Source organism: Serratia sp. Res13-Sevr-LER1-36-b (genome assembly GCF_015673035.1).
GTDB lineage: Bacteria > Pseudomonadota > Gammaproteobacteria > Enterobacterales > Enterobacteriaceae > Chania > Chania fonticola_C.
This window is the reverse complement of record NZ_JADACK010000014.1, coordinates 40,616-58,721: the sequence shown is the minus strand read 5'-3', so window position 1 is coordinate 58,721 and position 18,106 is coordinate 40,616. Positions and strand designations below refer to the sequence as shown.

The following is an 18,106-nucleotide window of genomic DNA, read 5'->3' as shown; positions in this document are numbered from 1 at the left end:
GAGTTACCCAATGAAAAAAGTGCTGTTGTTATTGGCTGCGTTGCTGCCGCTGTCACTGCCTGCGGTGAGCCATGCGGATATTTCTGTCGGCATCAACGTGCCTGGAATGTCGGTGCATATTGGCGATCGTGATGACCGTGGCCATTACTGGGATGGTTATCGCTGGCGTGAATCGCGCTGGTGGTACCAACATCGCCCACGCGAATATTATGGCCCACGTGAACACTATGGCCCGCCGCCACGGGTGATCTACTACGGGCCACCACCACGTCAATGGCGGGATGGGCCGCGTTATCATCGGATGCCACCTCCGCCACCGCCGGGTTATTATCAGCGAGAGCGCGGTCCCCGAGGCCCGCGTTGGTAATTACAGGCGCATCAGTTGGCGGAACGCCTTGACCTTGCTGCGGCTGACCGGGACTTCAAAATCCAGATCGCTCAGCCGCAGAATATAGGTGTTGTTGAACCACGGAACGATTTCCCGGATCTTGGATAGATTGACGCAATACGAACGGTGGCAGCGGAAGAAAAACTCTTCCGGTAGCCGTTGGTAAAACTCGGTGATATTCATCGGCATCACAAACTCTTCGCGCCGGGTATATACCCGAGTGACTTTCTCATCGGCGGCGGCGTAGTAGATGTCGTTGATGTCCGTGACGATGATGCGCTCGTCTTTGATCAGGTTAATACTGTGGTTGGTACGGTTCGCCGGTGCGCTAGGCTCCGGCGTCTGCGCCGGTCGGTTATGCAATGCCTCCAGCTTTTGCAGCATGGTGATGATACGCGCTTCATGATACGGCTTGAGGATGTAGTCGAACGCCTCGATCTCAAACGCCTCCACCGCATGCTCTTTATAGGCGGTGATAAACACGATCGACGGACGATGCGCAAACTTGCTGATGTTCTGCGCCAGCAAAACGCCGTCTAACGACGGAATATTGATATCGAGGAAAATGGCATCGACCTGATGAGTTTGCAGGTATTTCAGCACGTCCAAGCCGTCTTCAAAGGTGGCTTCGATGGTGATATTGCTGTGTTTATTAATCAGATAAGTCAGCTCTTGCTGGGCGAGAAACTCATCTTCAACAATGATGGCTTTCATAGTTGTTCCCCGGCAGGTTGTGGGCTGTTTTCGCTCTGCAGTTTATTACCGTTTTTGGTGACATAGAAGGCGATTTCCGTTCCCGGCTCTAGCCGCCGTATGCGCAATCCTTCGCCGTACAGCAGGGAAACACGGTGGTGTACGTTAAGCAGGCCGATATTGTGGCCTGGCATTTCATTGCGCGCCACGCGCTCGATCACCCGTGGATCGATGCCGTTGCCAGTATCTTTCACCGAAATCTGGACGCGATCGCCCCGATCTTTCACCGCGATCACCACCACGCCTTTCCCTTTACAGGGTTGAATACCGTGCACGATGGCATTTTCCACCAGTGGTTGGATCAGCAGGCTGGGGATGCGCACGGCAATATCATCATCGATGTCATAAATCACCGTCAGTTTACTACCGAAGCGCGCTTGCTCGATGGCGATATAGTCCTGGATCTGATGCAGTTCCTTACGGATATCGATCAGTTCGTCGTTCAGTTCCAGGTTGTAGCGCAGGTAACGTGACAGGTTGATGATTAACTGGCGGGCGGTATCCTGATTTAGCCGGATTGACGACGAGATAGCGTTCAGCGCATTAAACAGGAAATGCGGGTTTATTTTGCTTTGTAGCGCGCGCATTTCGGCCTTGTCCGCCATTTGGCGCAGATGCTCGATGCGCGAGACTTCCATCTGGGTGGAAATAATCTGCGACAGGCCAACCGCCATCACCTTCAGCGTATTGGTGATCTGATGGGCATGGCAGTAGTAAATTTTCAGCGCCCCGGTCACCTCACCCTTTTCCCACAGCGGGATCACCAGTTGGGAATGGATCTGCGGTGCGGTCTGGTTCTCGAGGTTGTTTTTGATGATGATTTTGCCCTGCTGGATGCTTTCCAGCGTGACTCTGCTCAGCCCTGCGCGCCCGAGTGGGTAGTGCTCTGCTCCCACGCCAACGTAGGCCAGCACATGTTGGGTATCGGTGATGGCGACCGCATCGGCATTGATATCGTGGCGGATAATTTCGCAAATGGTAGTCAGCGATTCGCTATTGATATTACGGAAATAGGGCAGCGTTTTACGGGCGATATCCAGCGCCAGCTTGGCCTGCCGCGCCGCAATCACTTCTTTTTCGTCTTCGACGCTTTGCACCAGCAGCACGATCAGGCCGATACACACCGTGCCGAGGATCATCGGCAGGGCAATTTTAGACACGATATCCAGCCCGAGTTCGGTGGGTTTGGCCCAGGCAACGATCAGCAGCATGGTGAGTGATTCGCACAGCATGCCTCCCAAGATCCCGGCACGCCAGCGCTGGCCTTTCTTCACTTTCAGGTTGATATAACCGGCGCCTATCCCGGCAATAATGCTGGTGATCAGGCAGGGAACCGAGGTGATACCGTCGATATCGATCAGATAGCGGTGCAATCCGGCGATAATGCCGGTAATGATGCCGACCCAGGGGCCAAACAGGATCCCCCCGGCCATAATGGCAATCACACGCACGTTAACCAGAGAGCCTTCGACGTTGATGCCAGAATAGGTACTGAACAGGGCGAACAGAGAGAAGATGGCCGTGACTGCGGCCAGTTCCAGCGGAGTATGATCTTCCTTTTGCAACAGCTGGCGAAACAGCCGGGTGCGGGTGAGGAAAAACAGGCAGATCAACATCAGGGCGGCACGATCGAAGACCGCTAACAACATTTCAAAAACAGGGTGCACAACGGCGGCTCACTGCGACGAACGGGAGACCACAGTATATCACAGCGAGGCAATGAGCGCGGTGGCCGGAGCACACCGCGCTCATCAGGGCTATTTGATACCCAATTGCTCCTTGCCTAGCGGCGTCAGCAGCTCAACGGTGGCGCGGCCAATGAAATCCACTTCGAAATCATCCGCAGCAAAATCCACCGGGCTTTTGCCGGACAGGAAGCTGGGCAACTGCCGTTGCAGATAGGCATCGTTCTTCTCGCAGCCCGGCGCGGCGGCGATGTACATCACGTTGCTGTCGAACTCGCCGTTATGCTCGTTTTCTACCGAATGGATCACGTCACAGTGCCAGAATACCGTATCTCCCGGCTCTAGATCGGGAATAGGGGATAACCCACTTAATAAAAGGGGATGCCATTGTTCCGAGATAGATAGCGCCCGGCCCGGGGCGGCACCGCACAGATCGTCATCCGCCACATCATCTTGCAGGGCACGCAGCAGGATATAGGCCATGGCGTTGGCGATCGGTACCACGTTCAGCGTTCCGGCGTGGGTGCGTTGCGGTGTCAGTGCTGTCCAGCCCTGGAAGGTGCGGAACATGGAACAAACCGCCGGTGAGGCGATCTCGCGCACTTCGGTGCGGCCATCGGCGGCAAAGGGATCGTATTGCTGCCAGTTGCCGGAAAACACGTGACGATAGACATAGCGGAAATTCTCATCCAGCCAGCGTTCGATGGTGCCGCTATCCACATGCGGGGAAAGGCCCAACGAAGAGGAGTTTGGCGGGCGGCGGCGGGTACGGTCGGCATAGGTAGCAACACGCGTTGGGTCAAAGTGCTGTTTACCGTTGCTTTCGGTTGCCCACAGGCTGTTGAGGAACACCTGCACCGCATGCATGCGCTGATCTTGACGAGCCTCGACCTGAGGCTTTGACCAGTAAATGCCATAGATCTGTGGCTTACTGGCAGCCAGTTTGCCAAAGTAGTTATCTTCGGCGGCATTTTTTAGCCGCTCGACGAAATTATTGCGTTCGAGATAATCGCCGATCTCCTGGTTCCAGGCCTCGGCTTTGCTGCGTGGGAATACGCCCCGAATAGCGCACACGCCGCGCTGTTTAATCAGGGCAATTTGTTGTTCGGTAACGCGTTGTTGCAGGATATCTTCGGCGTCCACCTGCGGCACCGGGTCTTGGCCGTTGGCCAGTTCCTGACGGATTTGCTCCACCTGCTGGCGAATATTGCCTTCCAGTTCCAGGAAGACTTCGCGATAGTTGGGTAAAGCCTGGCGTAACTGCTGCTTGACGCTTTTTATTGCGGCAGGAATATCATCGATGAGTAATGAAGCCATGGTGTTCTCCTTGGCCCGCCGGTGGGCGAGGATGGTGGTGGTAGGGTAGCGTTATAAAGTTGCTGTTTTGTTGTAACCTGGTTAATGATTATCTGGGTTTAATAGGGGAAAATAAAGGGATATCTTTCATTCGTAACTTCCTCTTTTTCGTTTTTCGGAGATTTACCTGATGAAATTGGAAACACCGCGCTTGCTGCTGACATCACTAACGGAAGATGACTGGCCGTTATTCCTACGTTTGTTCCAGGATCCCCAGGTGATCCGTTACATTGCCGATCCGCTGCCGGAACACGAGATCCGTGAACGTTTCGAAGCACGCTTGCCCGCATGGGATAAGCATTGCGATCGCTGGTTGTGTCTGGTGATGAGAGAAAAAAACAGCGGTCAAGCGGTGGGAATGACCGGGTTTCGCCCTGAGTGGTCCCCTTGCCAGCAGGCCGAAGTGGGTTTTGGCAGCCTGCCGGAAGGGCAAGGGAAAGGTTATGGCAAAGAGTCGCTGCCCGTGATCTTGGACTTTGCCTTCAATGCCTGCGGGTTTCACAAAGTGTATGCCACGGTGACAGAGGGGAATTTAGCCTCACGGGGTCTGTTGGAGAGCTGCGGTTTTCAACTGGAAGGGACGTTGCGTGACAATTTCCGCCTGGCGGACCGGTGGTGTAATGACTGGCGGTTGGGGTTGCTGGCGACGGAGTTTGCGGCTGCCAAACGGTAAAAAAATTGTTATGCGGGGGGCTCGACAGCCTGACAAGGCTGAGTTATGTTCGATGTTCGGCCATTCTGTGGCCAGCGTCGCTCGGATGGTCCGGGCGCTAACGTCTCTTCGAGGTAGCTATGTCTGATAACAACCCGCGCCGTTTCACGCGCATCGAACGCCTACCCCCTTATGTATTTAATATCACCTCTGAACTGAAGATGGCCGCGCGCCGTCGCGGGGAAGATATTATCGATTTCAGCATGGGTAACCCGGACGGCCCGACGCCGCCGCATATCGTAGAGAAACTCTGCACCGTAGCCCAGCGTGACGATACGCATGGCTACTCAACCTCACGCGGTATTCCGCGCCTACGCCGTGCTATTTCGCACTGGTACCAAGAACGCTATCAGGTAGATATCGATCCTGAGAGCGAAGCCATTGTGACCATCGGCTCGAAAGAGGGGCTGGCGCATCTGATGTTGGCAACGCTCGATCACGGGGATACGGTGCTGGTGCCGAATCCAAGTTACCCGATCCATATTTATGGCGCGGTGATCGCCGGTGCGCAGGTGCGTTCCGTGCCGCTGGTGGACGGCGTGGATTTCTTTGGTGAGCTGGAGCGCGCCATTCGTGAAACCATTCCGCGGCCAAAAATGATGATCCTGGGCTTCCCGTCCAACCCGACGGCGCAGTGTGTAGAACTGGATTTCTTTGAGCGGGTAGTGGCGCTGGCGAAGCAGTATGACGTGCTGGTGATCCACGATCTGGCCTACGCCGATATCGTCTATGACGGCTGGAAAGCGCCTTCGATCATGCAGGTACCAGGAGCCAAAGACATTGCGGTAGAATTCTTCACCCTGTCGAAAAGCTATAATATGGCCGGCTGGCGGATTGGCTTTATGGTGGGTAACTCTGAGCTGGTTAGCGCATTGGCACGCATTAAAAGCTACCACGACTACGGCACCTTTACGCCGTTGCAGGTGGCCGCTATTGCCGCACTGGAAGGCGATCAGCAGTGTGTGTTGGACATTGCCGAGCAGTATCGCCAGCGCCGTAACGTGCTGGTGAAAGGGCTGCACGAAGCCGGCTGGATGGTAGAGAACCCGAAAGCCTCGATGTATGTGTGGGCAAAAATTCCTGAGCCTTACGCGCATCTGGGGTCGCTGGAGTTCGCCAAGCGTCTGTTGGCGGAGGCTAAAGTGTGTGTATCTCCAGGGATCGGCTTTGGCGATTACGGTGATACCCATGTGCGTTTTGCCTTGATTGAAAACCAGGATCGTATCCGCCAGGCGGTGCGTGGTATCAAGGCGATGTTCCGTGCCGATGGGTTAATCAAGCCAGCTAAAACGGCAACCCCTGCTACCAAATAATCCCTCATCTTGAGGGAGCTGGTGTGTTGCCTGAGACTCGGCAATCGCTGTTGCCCCTCACCCCAACCCTCTCCCACAGGGAGAGGGAGCTGTTAGCCCCAGCTCGTTTGGAAGTAAAGCGATAATCTCAGCAAGCTCGATTGTCTCTCATCTAAGGTAAGTCACCACAATTTCGAACACGCCCGAACGGTTCCCTGTGGGAGCTGGCAGTCCCTGCTCGTTTGGAAGTAAAGCGATAATCTCAGCAAGCTCGATTGTCTCTCATCTAAGGTAAGTCACCACAATTTCGAACACGCCCGAACGGTTCCCTGTGGGAGCTGGCAGTCCCTGCTCGTTTGGAAGTAAAGCGATAATCTCAGCAAGCTCGATTGTCTCTCATCCAAGGTAAGTCACCACAATTTCAAATATGCTCGATCGGTTCCCTCTCCCGGTGGGAGAGGGTTAGGGTGAGGGGCGTGTTAAGTGCCCACAATCCTGATTTTTCTTCGGCTTAAGGTTCTCTTCAGTTGTTATCCGCTATGCTCTGCTAATACCGTATTTAGTGGGAGTCTCTATGAGCGTTCGCTTTGCAAAATCACAAATCCTCCTACACTGGCTGACGCTGGTGATGGTGATCCTGACTTACAGCGCCATCCTTCTGAAGGACTCAGTGCCGGATGAAAGCGCGGCATTGGTGAAGGATCTGCACTTTAATTTTGGCCTGTCGGTGTTTGTGCTGATGTTTATCCGCCTTGGGCTACGCCACCGGCATCCGACGCCGCCGATCACTCCGGCTTTGCCGGGTTTACAGGCGCTAGGGGCGAAAATTCTCCATTGGGTGCTGTATCTGCTGTTTTTATCGTTACCGATATTGGGCTTCTTGACGTTGGCCTACGGTGGCAAACAGTGGATGCTGCTGGGTTGGCAGGTGCCGCAGTGGGTCACGCCCGATGCGGGCATACGCCGCACGCTGAAAATGGTGCACGAAACCTTGGCAAACACGGGGTATTTCATCATCGGCATCCATGCCTTGGCCGCGATTTATCATCACTATGTGCGGGGTGACGACACCATGCGCCGGATGATGCCCGGCAAATAGCTCGCGGTGCAGAAACAACAAAGGGGCGCATAAGCGCCCCTTTATCTATATACCTGGTGCGATTGCGGTTAGGCAACCATCAGCATGAAGGTTCCTACCCATGCAACCAGCATGAATGAAACGCCCATCAAAAAGTATTTCACGTAACAACTCCTTGTGGAGTCCTCGCAAACCAACGATCCCGATTGTTGTCTGAGTATTTTGTGGCAAATCAGCAGCGGGTGGCGGGTTCTTCAATCAGAAGTAACAATGTCCTGAGCTACGATTTACCGGTCGTTGCGATTCAAGTTCCTTGAGGTTAACCAGGAATCACAACAGGATCGGCGCTAATGTACTCCCAAAATCCTACCCATTTCAATACTGTGTTTTTGATCACACTTTTTGCCGGTTTTTTACCCTGTCAAGGAGTTAACACGGGCACAGAATACAGCACCCCTATGCGGTGTGGTGGTTGATAAATGCCTGAAGTAACAGTTTGTTACAAGGCATCAGGCCACAGCACTGACGCTAGCGATCAGGATAGCCCAGAAGACCAGACAAGAAAGCAGGATAGCGGCCCAGACATGACGACGGTTGAGTTCCATTTTTAGCCTTCACTTTGCAATCGGTGGTTGTTTAATAACCCTATCGGCGCAAAACGGTAAAAATTTACTCTCTGGGCAAACTATTTATTCTGAGGGCTGGCGGATCGCCACTACCGTGGTATGCACTTCGTAGCCTAGAAGAAACAGGGCTTGCTCAAGGGCCTCAACCTTCGAGGCATAGGCCACATCCAGCAACCGATCGATTTGTGCGCCGTTAAACCCCATCTGGCGGGCCAGCAGCGCTTTTGAGGTGTTGCTGCTCAACATGTGGTTATGCAGTTCCAGCTTTAATTTCACCAGCACTGGCAAATGCAGGGCAATGTCACCGCTTTGCAATGCGGAGGCCGCAGGCACCGGGCGCCCTTCTTCCATTTCAATGGCGATAGCCGTCAGCAGGCTTTCCTGGGCCTCCAGCTCGACGTCCTCACGTTTGTAGCAGGCTGCCTGCTGCTCGGGGAAATCGCGTAGGGTAATTTGCCAGGCATCGCTTTCGCTATCGAAGGCGTATTGGGCGGGATAGTGGCAAGGCATCATATTTCCTGCTTGGGGGGAAGTGAGCCGCATTGTGACCGGTTGGCGACAACAATGCCAGAGATTGGCGTTCTTAAAGCGCGAGGAAAATCACTGCTTAGGCCGTCAAGCTGAGAGCACTGTTGCACCGTATCTTTTTTGAACGGTGACTGATGTTTTATTAGGAACTTATGCCAGAATTATCCTATAAGCCCAATGATGGTCCGGATTAACATGAAATACAGATTTAACGATCGTGTGCTGTTTGATGGTGATAGCGGAACGTTGGGTCCAAGCGACTTTTCCGACGAGCCCACTTCTATTTCCAATCCTGCTAAACGTCTTTTGCTATTACTGATCGCCAACTATGGCAAACCCGTGGAACGGGAGGTGATTTTCAAAAAGGTGTGGGACGACTACGGCATGATCTCCAGCAATAACAACCTTAATCAATGCGTGAGCAAGTTGCGCCGGGTGCTTAAGGTGATGGGGATCGATGATGAAGTGATTGTTACCGTGCCGAAGATAGGGTTTATGTTGCGCCGCGAGATCCAGGTTGAAATCAGCCAGGAAGACGATGGGCATTTTACCCCGTTAGTCCCTGCACAGACAGTGGGTGATGAGGCCTATTTGCCAGTAGAGAGCGGGCTGGAAGCCGAAGCTGAGACTGACGATGATGTTGCTCCAGCTTCCGGGGGGGAGGGTGAGCCCGATCTGCCGACAAGCGTAGAGATTGCCACTCCTGCCAACAAAAAACGTCTTGGTTGGGGCCTGATCGCTACGGTTGCTGGTTTGGTTTTTGTACTGGGGATCGCATCTACGATGTACGCCACCAATTCGCTTGCCAGACAGGAGGTATTTCTTGGCAAGGCTGGGAGTTGCAAGGTATTTATGTCGACATCCACGCAGTCTGGTGTCCCCAGTTCCAGCCTCAATAAGGACATGTTGTCCTATGTGGAGCAACGAAAAGCCGAATGCCGGGCAGATGAATATCTACTGGTGGTACGTAGCAACCAGGTTCGCTCTTTTATTTCTGGCGTGAACCGCCTGTTTTTTGTTCGCTGCACCATCGTACGTGAGCACAAAATAGAGTTTTGCTCAGGGCTAGAGAACGACAGTTTGCCGTTGTTACAGTAAGGCTAAGTAAAAGAATAGGCCTGATCATCGCAACAGTAGTCTTGTTTTTGGGTGGGGTGGGTGATTCCCCACCAAATTGTTTAAATTTTGTATGTTTTGAACATAAAACAAACAAGTTTTTTGTGCTTAACCAAGAGATCATGCAGAGTTTTGTGCATTAAATAGGCTGTAAAAAATATTAAATTTAGATTTTAAACCTAAATAATTCCAAGTTAATAGTTAATGATTCTTTTGTACCGACTGTGGGTTAAGATTTTTCTCGTCAACGGGTGGTTAGGATTTTTCTTAAGTAACTGACTGGTGACGCTCACCACGGAACCTGCGGAGTAATCGCAGAACGGTGGAAACAAACAAGTACGGCAGGATGGTAAATAACGGACCGATGACAGTAAAGATTCTCGGGCGCACCAATCGGCAATGTGCTTGGTTAACTACAGTTATCTTGTAACGGATTAGGATCATTATGAAATTTTACAACACCAAAACTACCCTGCTGTCTGCCGTTATCGGTATGACGCTTGCTGGCTCTGCCCTGGCAGCCGATGGCACCATTACCATCAACGGTACCATTACTGACACTACCTGCGATATTTCGGTTAACAACCAGTCTAAAGACGCCACGGTAACTTTGCCGACTATTTCCATCTCTGCGCTGCCAGCCGTTGGGGCAACAGCAGGGGCAACACCTTTCAGTATCGCACTGACCAACTGTGCGGGGGCTACACTTAATACTGCCAGCACCTTCTTTGAAGCAGGTGCTTATGTTGAACAGAGCACCGGTCGCCTGAACAACTCGGCATCGGGTACGGCGACCAACGTTCAGGTTCAGCTGTTGAACGCCAATCTGGGCAGCATCATGGCGGGTAATGCACATAGCCAAGGCGATTTGGCCGTTGATATCAGCTCCGGTGGCGGCGTAATGAATTATTACGCGCAATACTATGCGAACGGGACGGTCACGCCAGGTACGGTTAATACCCAGGTGGATTACACCATCATCTACCTGTAAGACATCCAGCCGTGGGATGGGGGCAACCTCATCCCTTTCAGAGGACAGCGCCATGTTAAGAACTCTATTTACCGTTTCCGCCCTTAGCTTGGCGCTGACATGGACAGTTGCCGCTGATGCTGGTGTGATCATCAACGCCACCCGCATTATTTATAACGAAAACAGCGGTGAAGCGATTACCCAACTGCGTAACCAAGGGACCAGCCCGGTGTTGATCCAGTCCTGGATCGATAACGGTGATGTCAAATCCAAACCTGACACCGTCAAGGTGCCTTTTACCCTGACGCCACCGGTCGCCCGTATCGATCCGGGCAAAGGGCAGGCGTTGCGCATTGCACGTACCGGCGGCGGATTGCCGGGTAACCGTGAATCTCTGTTCTGGCTCAATGTGTTGGAAATACCACCCAAGGCTTCCCAAAAAATAGCCGCGGGCGACAACCTGATGCAGTTCTCTTTCCGTACCCGCATCAAACTGTTCTACCGGCCGGATAACCTGCCAATGACCCCGGCTCAGGCTTACGAAAAACTGGATCTGAGCTTACGCAAAGGGGCTGCGGGTTACGAAATCGTCGCCAAGAACCCATCGCCTTATTACCTTACTTTCCGCCAGATTGAGATTCGCAGCGCCAAAGGCGCGCCAGTGCTGGGCGATCTGGGGAAAACGCAGGAAAGGATGGTGGCCCCCTTTGGCGAGTTGGTGATGAAAATTCAAGGAATGAAATCGGCACCGTCAGCAGGCTTAAAAGCGTTTTACAGCCTGATTGATGATTTCGGTGGGGATAACAAAAATGAGCGGACGTTGGCGGGCAGTGGTAAGTCTTGATTGGCGACCCTCTTTTCTCAACCAGATTTACATTGCGGGAGCCATTTTACTGGCTCCCTTGGCGTTGGCTTATGCGGATGAAACCGAGGCTATTGAGTTCAACGAGTCTTTTCTGCGTTCGTCCGTCGATGTCAGCCAGTTCTCCAGCGGTAACCCGGTTGCTCCCGGCATTCACCGCATCGATCTCTATCTTAACGACCAATGGAAAGGGCGGCAGGACGTCAACTTTTCCCTGGCTTCGCCGCAAAGCAGCATCGCTCAGCCTTGCTACGATCTTAAACTGTTAAGCCTGTTCGACATTGCCTTGGATAAACTGGACAAGGCGGTGTTGTCACGCTTGCAGCAAGGGGAACAGTGTATTGCGCTGGGTGAACTGGTGCCTGGCGTGGAGGGCAATTTTGATAGCGGTGGCCAACGGTTGGATGTGCGTGCACCGCAGTCTTTGCTGCAGCATGAAGCCCGTGGTTATGTCAGCCCTGAGCTGTGGGATAACGGCATCACGGCGGCTACCCTGCAATATGACTACAACGCCTACCGTGCCGATCATTCCGACTCATCTGCTCAAACCACTCAGTTTTTGGGGTTGCGTGGCGGATTGAACTGGGACGTGTGGCGTTTGCGTTACCGGGCGTCGGCCAATTGGAATGATGACGAGGGTTTTCGCTATCAAAGCAATGAAACCTATCTTGAGCGGCCTTTGGTTGGCTGGCGTAGCCGGATGGTGCTGGGACAATCGACTACCGACGGCCAAGTCTTTGACAGCATTGGGTTCATTGGCGCTCAGATCAGCTCGGACGATCGTATGTACAGCGATTCCCAACGTGGCTTTGCCCCGGTGGTGCGTGGTATCGCCAATACCAACGCGCTGGTGCGTGTAAGTCAGCGTGGCAGCCAGATTTATGAAACCACGGTACCGCCAGGGCCGTTTGTTATTGACGATCTGTATCCTACCGGCAGCGGTGGCGATCTGCTGGTCACGGTGACCGAAGCCGACGGCACCGAACGCAGCTTTACCGTCACCTATGCTTCGATAGCCGAACTGCTGCGGCCAGGTGTAACCCACTATTCACTGATGGCGGGGAAATATCGCAATAATTCGGTGAGCGAGGAACCTGCCATTGCGGTGGGCACCTTGAGGCATGGTTTCACTAACCTGCTGACGGGTTATACCGGCGTGATCGGTGCCGATGGCTATGCGGCCGCCTCGGGCGGTCTGGCATTCAATACCGATTTTGGTGCGCTCTCGGCGGATATTACCCAGGCACAAACGCAGTTTGATAACCGTCCTAACGAGCAGGGGCAGAGCGTACGGCTCACCTATGCGAAAATTTTGCCGGTGGTGGATACCAACATCACGCTGGCCAGCTACCGCTATTCCAGCTCAGGATTTTACAACGTGGATGACGCCATGTTGCTGCGCGATCGCGACAGTAACGATAGCGGCTTTGCTGACTATAACAGTTGGAAACGACGTAATCGTTTCCAGATTAACGCCAGCCAGTCGTTGCCGGAGGGTTTTGGGACGGTCGCGTTGAATGCCAACGTGCAGGATTATTGGGATCATGACCAGACTGACCGCGAATATCAGCTTAGCTACAACAATCACTATAACAAGCTGAATTATGGGGTTAACTTCGCACGGACACGCAACCTGGCAACCGGAAACTGGGATAACAAAGCCATGCTGACCCTGTCGATCCCATTGGGCTCCAGCTCGCGTGCGCCTAACCTGACCAGCAGCTATACCCAGCAAAAGGATCGCCAGGGGTTGCAGAACTCGCTTTCCGGTAGCCTGGGGGAGGACCGGCAGTATAACTACAGCGCCTTTACCAACTACGACTATGCTAAAAATGGTAGCAACAGCGTTAGCGGCGGCGTCAACGGCTCATGGGCCGCGCCTTATGCCTTCGTTGGGGGCAGCGTTTCCGCAGGCCAAGGTTATCAACAATATGGTGCCAATATGTCCGGTGGCCTGGTTGCTTATAGCGGTGGAGTGGTGTTTACACCGATGCTGGGGGAAACGTCGGCGATCGTCGAGGCAGAAAACGCCAAGGGGGCCAGGATCACCAACTACAGCGGTCTGCGCCTGGATAACAGCGGGAAGGCGGTGGTCCCTTACCTCAGCCCTTACCGCCAGAATACCGTGGAGTTGGATCCGAAAGGGCTTTCCAGGGATGTGGAGCTGAAATACACCAGTCAGAAGATCGCGCCTACCGCCGGTGCCGTCGGGCTGTTACGTTATGAGACAGAAAGCGGCTACTCGATCCTGGTGACGGCCCGAGACGTTGCTGGTGATCCGTTGCCCTTTGGCGCCAACGTGTCCGATGAACAGCAGCGTAGCGTGGGGTATATCGGCCAAGCTGGCGAAGGCTTACTGCGGGTCAACAACCCTAAAGGCCAGTTAGAGGTGAAATGGGGGGAAGGGACCGGAGAACGTTGCCGGTTTAACTATCAGTTGCCCGCCGTATCGCCTGGGGATGAATCGGACTATCGCCGCCTGGAGGTAATATGCCAATGAAGCAATCACAGATTTTGGCCCGCTTTTTCACGCTGTGGCCTAGTGTTGGGTTCCAACAACAGTGTAAGCACTTGCTTCTTGGCTTATTGCTGATATTTGGCTACGGCGGAGCAGTCTGCGCCGAGGGGCTGGCGGTCAGTTGCGCGCGTAACAGTGGCTATTATCAGTTTTTCGATACGGCCACCATTGAGATTGGCAAAGACAGCGCCGTGGGTGATGTGCTGGGGCCCTGGATCAACTCTTACAACTCCACCGCCTGGAACTGTACCCCCAATAGCGCCTACCAGCAGCCGGTGCAGTTTAGCGTTCAGGGTTACCCGCCTTACACCACGCGCAATACCATCGTGGTCGATGGGCAAACTTACATGCTGTACGACACCATGGTAAAAGCCGGCCTGGGGTATATCGTCCGTTGGCGTTATACCCTGAATGGTAAAACGACCAACTGGCAGCCGCTGACCGTCAGCACGGGCGGGCAACAGACCCATCCTGAGTCCATTACCGTCAACTACAGCGGTAATCGCTTCTATCTGGGCGTTGATGCCCAGGTGCGGTTTGTGAAAACAACCACCGGCCTGACCGCTGGCGCAATTCCTCTGTTCGATCCAATTTATCTGCGGCATTTGCAGACGTATAACGGCATTGCTGCGCCCGGCGATCTCACTTACATGATTGCTCAGTTCAAAAGCGGCGGCACTATCGCCAGTGGCGGCACCTGCACCACTCCGAATGTGAATGTCGATCTGCCGGAGGCCAGCGTCGGTCAGTTCAACGGCGTGGGTTCGGTGGCTGGGCGTAAGGCCTTTGAGCTGGCGTTCAACCAATGCCCGGCTGGCTTGGCCAGCATTGGTTACAGCTTTGCAGCCACGACCCAGGTGCTGGATGCCGCCAATGGCGTAGTGGCGCCGAATGCCACCTCAAGCGCTGGTGGTGTCGGGATCCAGTTACTGCGTGGCAACAACCTTCCGGTGACGTTTGGCACTATTTATCTACTGGATAACTATGATAGTTCGGCCAAGGCCAACTATCGGGTTCCTATGCAGGCCGGCTTGTTCCAGATAGGTAATACGGTAACCGCAGGTACGGCCAACACCGCAATCACTTTTACGCTCAATTACAAGTAGGGTGAAAATGGCAGCTATGTATGGTTTCACGCCACAATATCGCAGGCTTGGCCGTTGGCTATTGCTTACGGCGATGGCCTTATTTATCCCACTGAGCCACGCCGAGATATATCTGGGAGCCACGCGCCTGATTGTCAACGGCAAGGATAAGGAAGCGACGCTGCGCGTGACCAACGAGGGTCGCTCTGCGGTGTTGCTGCAAGTCTGGGTGGACAATGGTGATAGTGAGGCGGAACCGGAGAAAATCGCCACGCCGTTTACCGTAGCGCCGCCAATCTTGCGCCTGGACGGGAAGCGGGCACAGCGTCTGAGAGTGTTGTTTACCGGGGCAGAACACACGCTGCCGAGCGACCGTGAGTCGGTGTTTTGGCTTAACGTGTTGGAGATCCCGCCGAAAGTGGCCAGCAATACGGCCAGCCAGATGCAGATGGCGTTCAGAACCCGGATCAAATTATTCTACCGGCCACGGGCATTGCAGACGATGAACACGACTAACGTTCAGGAGCAACTGCGCTTTAGCCTGGCAAAACAGGGCGGCAACCCAGTGTTGGTGGTCAGCAACCCTACGCCTTTTCACCAGACATTACTAGAAATGACGGTGGGCCGCGATAAGCAGCAGGCAGTCGCTACCTTGGTGCCGGAAAACGGTATGGTAAGCCCAAAAGGGCAGGCTAATTTTGCCTTAACGGCGGCTAAAGGCCCGGTGAATGCTGGCATGAAGGTGTTTTACTCGGTGCTTGACGATTTTGGCTCTGTGGTGACGGCAGAACAAGTCTTGCAAGCTGCGCAGTCGCCCTTGCCGCGCTAGGTATTTTTGCGATCCTTGCTCGTTTTTTAATCACACAGCACGTATGGCGTATATTTTTTAGCTTTTGCGAGTATTCTTAGAGGTGCAGCACATTTAACGAGCGATTGTCATCCTGCTTGTGGCACGTCAACTTTACTGTAAAACGTTGAGGAGGAGAGCATGGAAACTTTGGAAAAGTGCTATGTCTATGCCAAGAACACCAGCAACATGGATTTTCTCGCTTCTACGGTGGCATTCTTGGAGTTTCAGGGACGTGAAGTCGATGCTAACGGCGTGGCGGGTAATATGTCGCGTGAACAGAGCGATAACTTCTTCGAACGGCTCAATCATTACCGTTCTATCTACAAAAAGCAGAGCCAGCCAGCTTGAATTTACCCCAAGGCCCCGTTTTCGGGGCTTTTTCATGTAAATACGATTTTGCGTGATTTACTTAGCAGGATGAAAAGGTAGGTCGTAATGCCCCTGCGGTTGAGCTCAAGGGGCGTTGTTGCTTGTGGGCTGGCGCAGTAAGCCTCTGGACAGTTTGTTTACCACATCAGATCGTCAGGCACGACAAAATCGGCATACGGATCTTCTTCATCTTTAGCCTCTTTGCTTAGTTCGGCATTTAATACAATACTGCTCGCATCACGCTGCGCAATTTTATCGGCCACGATCGCGGGTATAATCGCGTATTCGCCATCAGGGTTCTTATCGGTAATCAACCGAGCAATAGCAAGGCGGCCACTAATCAATTGAGATTGAGTTGTCTTATCCACATATATTTTTTTAATTAAATTGTTATCTGTGAAGTTATAACCAATATCGCCATGTGAAATAACGATCCGATTCATTTCAATGAGCTGCTTTACCTGCGCTTTATACTCTTTAGCTAAAGCGGCCTGTTTTTGCTGCTCATTCAACTGCTTATCACGTTCAATCTGTGCTTTTTTGTTTTCTTCCACGGCCTCTCTTGCCTCACGAGCCTGAACCCGCGATTTTTTCGCCGTTCTTTCCACTTTCGCCAGTTTTTTACTGTTGACCAATCCAGCTTTAAGCAGCTGCTCTTGTAATGTTAGCTTTGCCATGTTCGTTTCCGAAACCGATTAAATAATGCCTTGGATTATACCCTTAACGTATGAGGTTGTGCTAGGTAGCGGGCGCCGGTCACACATTATACCCTGTCCTCAGCGCCAGCATGGGTGCTGATTTGTAAGGGCCGAATATGTTCGGCCTGAGTTAACCCATTGTTTATCTAAAGGGTCGAGCATTGCCGCATCCCTACACTGAGCAAGATTAGGGGATCAACTGCTCGGGGGAGCAATCATACAGCGCCGCTAGTTTTTCACGGGTACGCTTCTGAGGACGGCCTGATGCCTCCCATTGTGAAACGGTGGATTGGGTTGTGCCGAGTTTTTCGGCCACATCATATTGAGACAGGTCCCGATAGACCCGCCAGGCCGCCAGAAGAGAAACTTCCTGGTCAATCATGATCTTGACGATCGCGTTAGGCACGGTCACATCATCGGATTTTGAGGCAGTGTAGGGCACATCTTCCCAATCATTTTTTGCGTTAATAAGTTTTTCATATTCGCTGTAGGGCACCACGGCATACTGTGGTTCGCCTTTATCGTTGCGGATAATTTGCACTGCCATTTTCGGTTACTCCTGTTTTTACTTTAGATAGCTACATGAGGAAAGGGCGGGTTTTCCCGCCTTAGTACGTTTTCGATGACCTACGCTTAACTGCTGCAATCTCATAGATGACCGGTTCACCGTCAGTGATTTCGAAGATTACCCTATAGTCTCCAACCCTAAGCCGGAACTGGTTATCAGTTGCGTGGAGCTTCCTGATGTCGAGCTTTACGGCGGGAAGATTTTCAAGTTGGTTAACCTTCTCACTGATGGCTTTGCGGTACCTGGTGTCGATTGACAGCAACTGCTTGAGTGCTTTCTTCGTCCATTGAACCGTAACCATCATTTCCTCATTTTGTTAAGGAGCGCTATCCTAACTGGTCGATTAGATAATAAGATTTAATTGCGGTTATCTCAACAAAAATGCGATTTAAATACGATACTTTGCGATGTGCTTCGCAAGAAGGGAACGTTGGTCGGGATGATGAGATGGTATTGCATGCTGGATAACGGATTGCCGAATCTATGAGCAGACAGTATGTTTGTCTTTTGGTTGTACTGTGACTGAGCTTTGTTCGTGTGGGGGAGATTTGTTGGCATCAACATGGTGTCCCCTGCAGGAATCGAACCTGCAACTAGCCCTTAGGAGGGGCTCGTTATATCCATTTAACTAAGGGGACACGGCGGGCGCAGT

Annotated in this window: 19 protein-coding genes and 1 tRNA gene; 11 read left to right on the top strand and 9 right to left on the bottom strand. The window is 52.8% G+C overall.

The window, feature by feature from the left end:
- Positions 1-10 precede the first annotated feature (10 nt).
- A complete protein-coding gene (locus IMQ33_RS09045; protein ID WP_196061818.1) occupies positions 11-367 on the top strand; it encodes a DUF2502 domain-containing protein in 357 nt (118 codons plus the stop codon).
- Here the strand turns inward: IMQ33_RS09045 and IMQ33_RS09040 are convergent, their stop codons facing one another.
- The 3 genes from IMQ33_RS09040 to IMQ33_RS09030 form a co-directional block, all read right to left on the bottom strand.
- Entirely contained in the window at positions 368-1,102 is a 735-nt protein-coding gene (locus IMQ33_RS09040; protein WP_024486106.1) for a LytTR family DNA-binding domain-containing protein, read from the bottom strand.
- On the bottom strand, positions 1,099-2,790 hold the full coding sequence (locus tag IMQ33_RS09035) for a sensor histidine kinase (protein ID WP_065683022.1): 1,692 nt from the start codon (positions 2,788-2,790) through the stop codon (positions 1,099-1,101). Before IMQ33_RS09035 ends, IMQ33_RS09040 begins: the two co-directional genes overlap by 4 nt.
- Positions 2,791-2,898: 108 nt before the next feature.
- The gene (locus tag IMQ33_RS09030; protein WP_186528634.1) at positions 2,899-4,143 is read right to left on the bottom strand and encodes a DUF1479 domain-containing protein; all 1,245 of its coding nucleotides are present in this window, start codon (positions 4,141-4,143) and stop codon (positions 2,899-2,901) included.
- A 169-nt stretch (positions 4,144-4,312) separates the two neighbouring features.
- Here IMQ33_RS09030 and IMQ33_RS09025 point away from each other — a divergent pair, with 169 nt between their 5' ends.
- The 3 genes from IMQ33_RS09025 to IMQ33_RS09015 all read left to right on the top strand — a co-directional run bounded on the left by IMQ33_RS09025 (position 4,313) and on the right by IMQ33_RS09015 (position 7,285).
- The gene (locus IMQ33_RS09025) at positions 4,313-4,855 is read left to right on the top strand and encodes a GNAT family N-acetyltransferase (RefSeq protein ID WP_196061817.1); all 543 of its coding nucleotides are present in this window, start codon (positions 4,313-4,315) and stop codon (positions 4,853-4,855) included.
- A gap of 119 nt (positions 4,856-4,974) precedes the next feature.
- Positions 4,975-6,207, top strand: a complete 1,233-nt coding sequence (gene alaC, locus IMQ33_RS09020) for an alanine transaminase (protein WP_098930269.1) — start codon at positions 4,975-4,977, stop codon at positions 6,205-6,207.
- A 553-nt stretch (positions 6,208-6,760) separates the two neighbouring features.
- Positions 6,761-7,285, top strand: a complete 525-nt coding sequence (locus tag IMQ33_RS09015) for a cytochrome b (protein WP_098930270.1) — start codon at positions 6,761-6,763, stop codon at positions 7,283-7,285.
- Positions 7,286-7,353: 68 nt separating this feature from the next.
- Here IMQ33_RS09015 and ypdK read toward each other — a convergent pair whose 3' ends face one another.
- Positions 7,354-7,428, bottom strand: coding sequence for a membrane protein YpdK (gene ypdK / locus IMQ33_RS09010; RefSeq protein WP_099782600.1), 75 nt, complete (start codon positions 7,426-7,428; stop codon positions 7,354-7,356).
- A 525-nt stretch (positions 7,429-7,953) separates the two neighbouring features.
- Entirely contained in the window at positions 7,954-8,400 is a 447-nt protein-coding gene (locus IMQ33_RS09005) for an antitoxin HicB (RefSeq protein WP_065683026.1), read from the bottom strand.
- A gap of 213 nt (positions 8,401-8,613) precedes the next feature.
- Between IMQ33_RS09005 and IMQ33_RS09000 the strand changes: the two genes are divergently transcribed.
- The 7 genes from IMQ33_RS09000 (at position 8,614) to IMQ33_RS08970 (ending at position 16,167) form a co-directional block, all read left to right on the top strand.
- Complete coding sequence (locus tag IMQ33_RS09000; protein ID WP_196061816.1) at positions 8,614-9,516, top strand: transcriptional regulator; 903 nt, start codon at positions 8,614-8,616, stop codon at positions 9,514-9,516.
- Between the two features lie 463 nt (positions 9,517-9,979).
- A complete protein-coding gene (locus IMQ33_RS08995; protein WP_196061815.1) occupies positions 9,980-10,525 on the top strand; it encodes a fimbrial protein in 546 nt (181 codons plus the stop codon).
- 52 nt (positions 10,526-10,577) lie between these two features.
- Positions 10,578-11,348 (top strand): molecular chaperone, encoded by a 771-nt coding sequence (locus IMQ33_RS08990; RefSeq protein ID WP_024529236.1) that lies wholly within the window; start codon positions 10,578-10,580, stop codon positions 11,346-11,348.
- Entirely contained in the window at positions 11,314-13,866 is a 2,553-nt protein-coding gene (locus IMQ33_RS08985) for a fimbria/pilus outer membrane usher protein (protein ID WP_196061814.1), read from the top strand. The genes IMQ33_RS08990 and IMQ33_RS08985 overlap by 35 nt, the downstream gene beginning before the upstream one ends.
- Positions 13,857-14,990 (top strand): fimbrial protein, encoded by a 1,134-nt coding sequence (locus IMQ33_RS08980; RefSeq protein ID WP_196061813.1) that lies wholly within the window; start codon positions 13,857-13,859, stop codon positions 14,988-14,990. The genes IMQ33_RS08985 and IMQ33_RS08980 overlap by 10 nt, the downstream gene beginning before the upstream one ends.
- A gap of 7 nt (positions 14,991-14,997) precedes the next feature.
- Positions 14,998-15,798: a molecular chaperone gene (locus tag IMQ33_RS08975; RefSeq protein WP_196061812.1), complete on the top strand. Its 801-nt coding sequence runs from the start codon at positions 14,998-15,000 to the stop codon at positions 15,796-15,798.
- 159 nt (positions 15,799-15,957) lie between these two features.
- The gene (locus IMQ33_RS08970; RefSeq protein WP_021178640.1) at positions 15,958-16,167 is read left to right on the top strand and encodes a hypothetical protein; all 210 of its coding nucleotides are present in this window, start codon (positions 15,958-15,960) and stop codon (positions 16,165-16,167) included.
- Between the two features lie 158 nt (positions 16,168-16,325).
- On the opposite strand, the gene IMQ33_RS08965 is transcribed toward IMQ33_RS08970, so the two are convergent.
- From IMQ33_RS08965 to IMQ33_RS08950, 4 genes are all read right to left on the bottom strand, one after another.
- Entirely contained in the window at positions 16,326-16,865 is a 540-nt protein-coding gene (locus IMQ33_RS08965; protein ID WP_065683030.1) for a DUF2058 domain-containing protein, read from the bottom strand.
- A gap of 208 nt (positions 16,866-17,073) precedes the next feature.
- Positions 17,074-17,433 (bottom strand): helix-turn-helix domain-containing protein, encoded by a 360-nt coding sequence (locus tag IMQ33_RS08960; protein ID WP_065683031.1) that lies wholly within the window; start codon positions 17,431-17,433, stop codon positions 17,074-17,076.
- Positions 17,434-17,494: 61 nt separating this feature from the next.
- Positions 17,495-17,755 (bottom strand): type II toxin-antitoxin system RelE/ParE family toxin, encoded by a 261-nt coding sequence (locus IMQ33_RS08955; RefSeq protein ID WP_065683032.1) that lies wholly within the window; start codon positions 17,753-17,755, stop codon positions 17,495-17,497.
- Between the two features lie 262 nt (positions 17,756-18,017).
- A tRNA-Arg gene (locus IMQ33_RS08950) sits at positions 18,018-18,092 on the bottom strand.
- Positions 18,093-18,106: the final 14 nt, after the last annotated feature.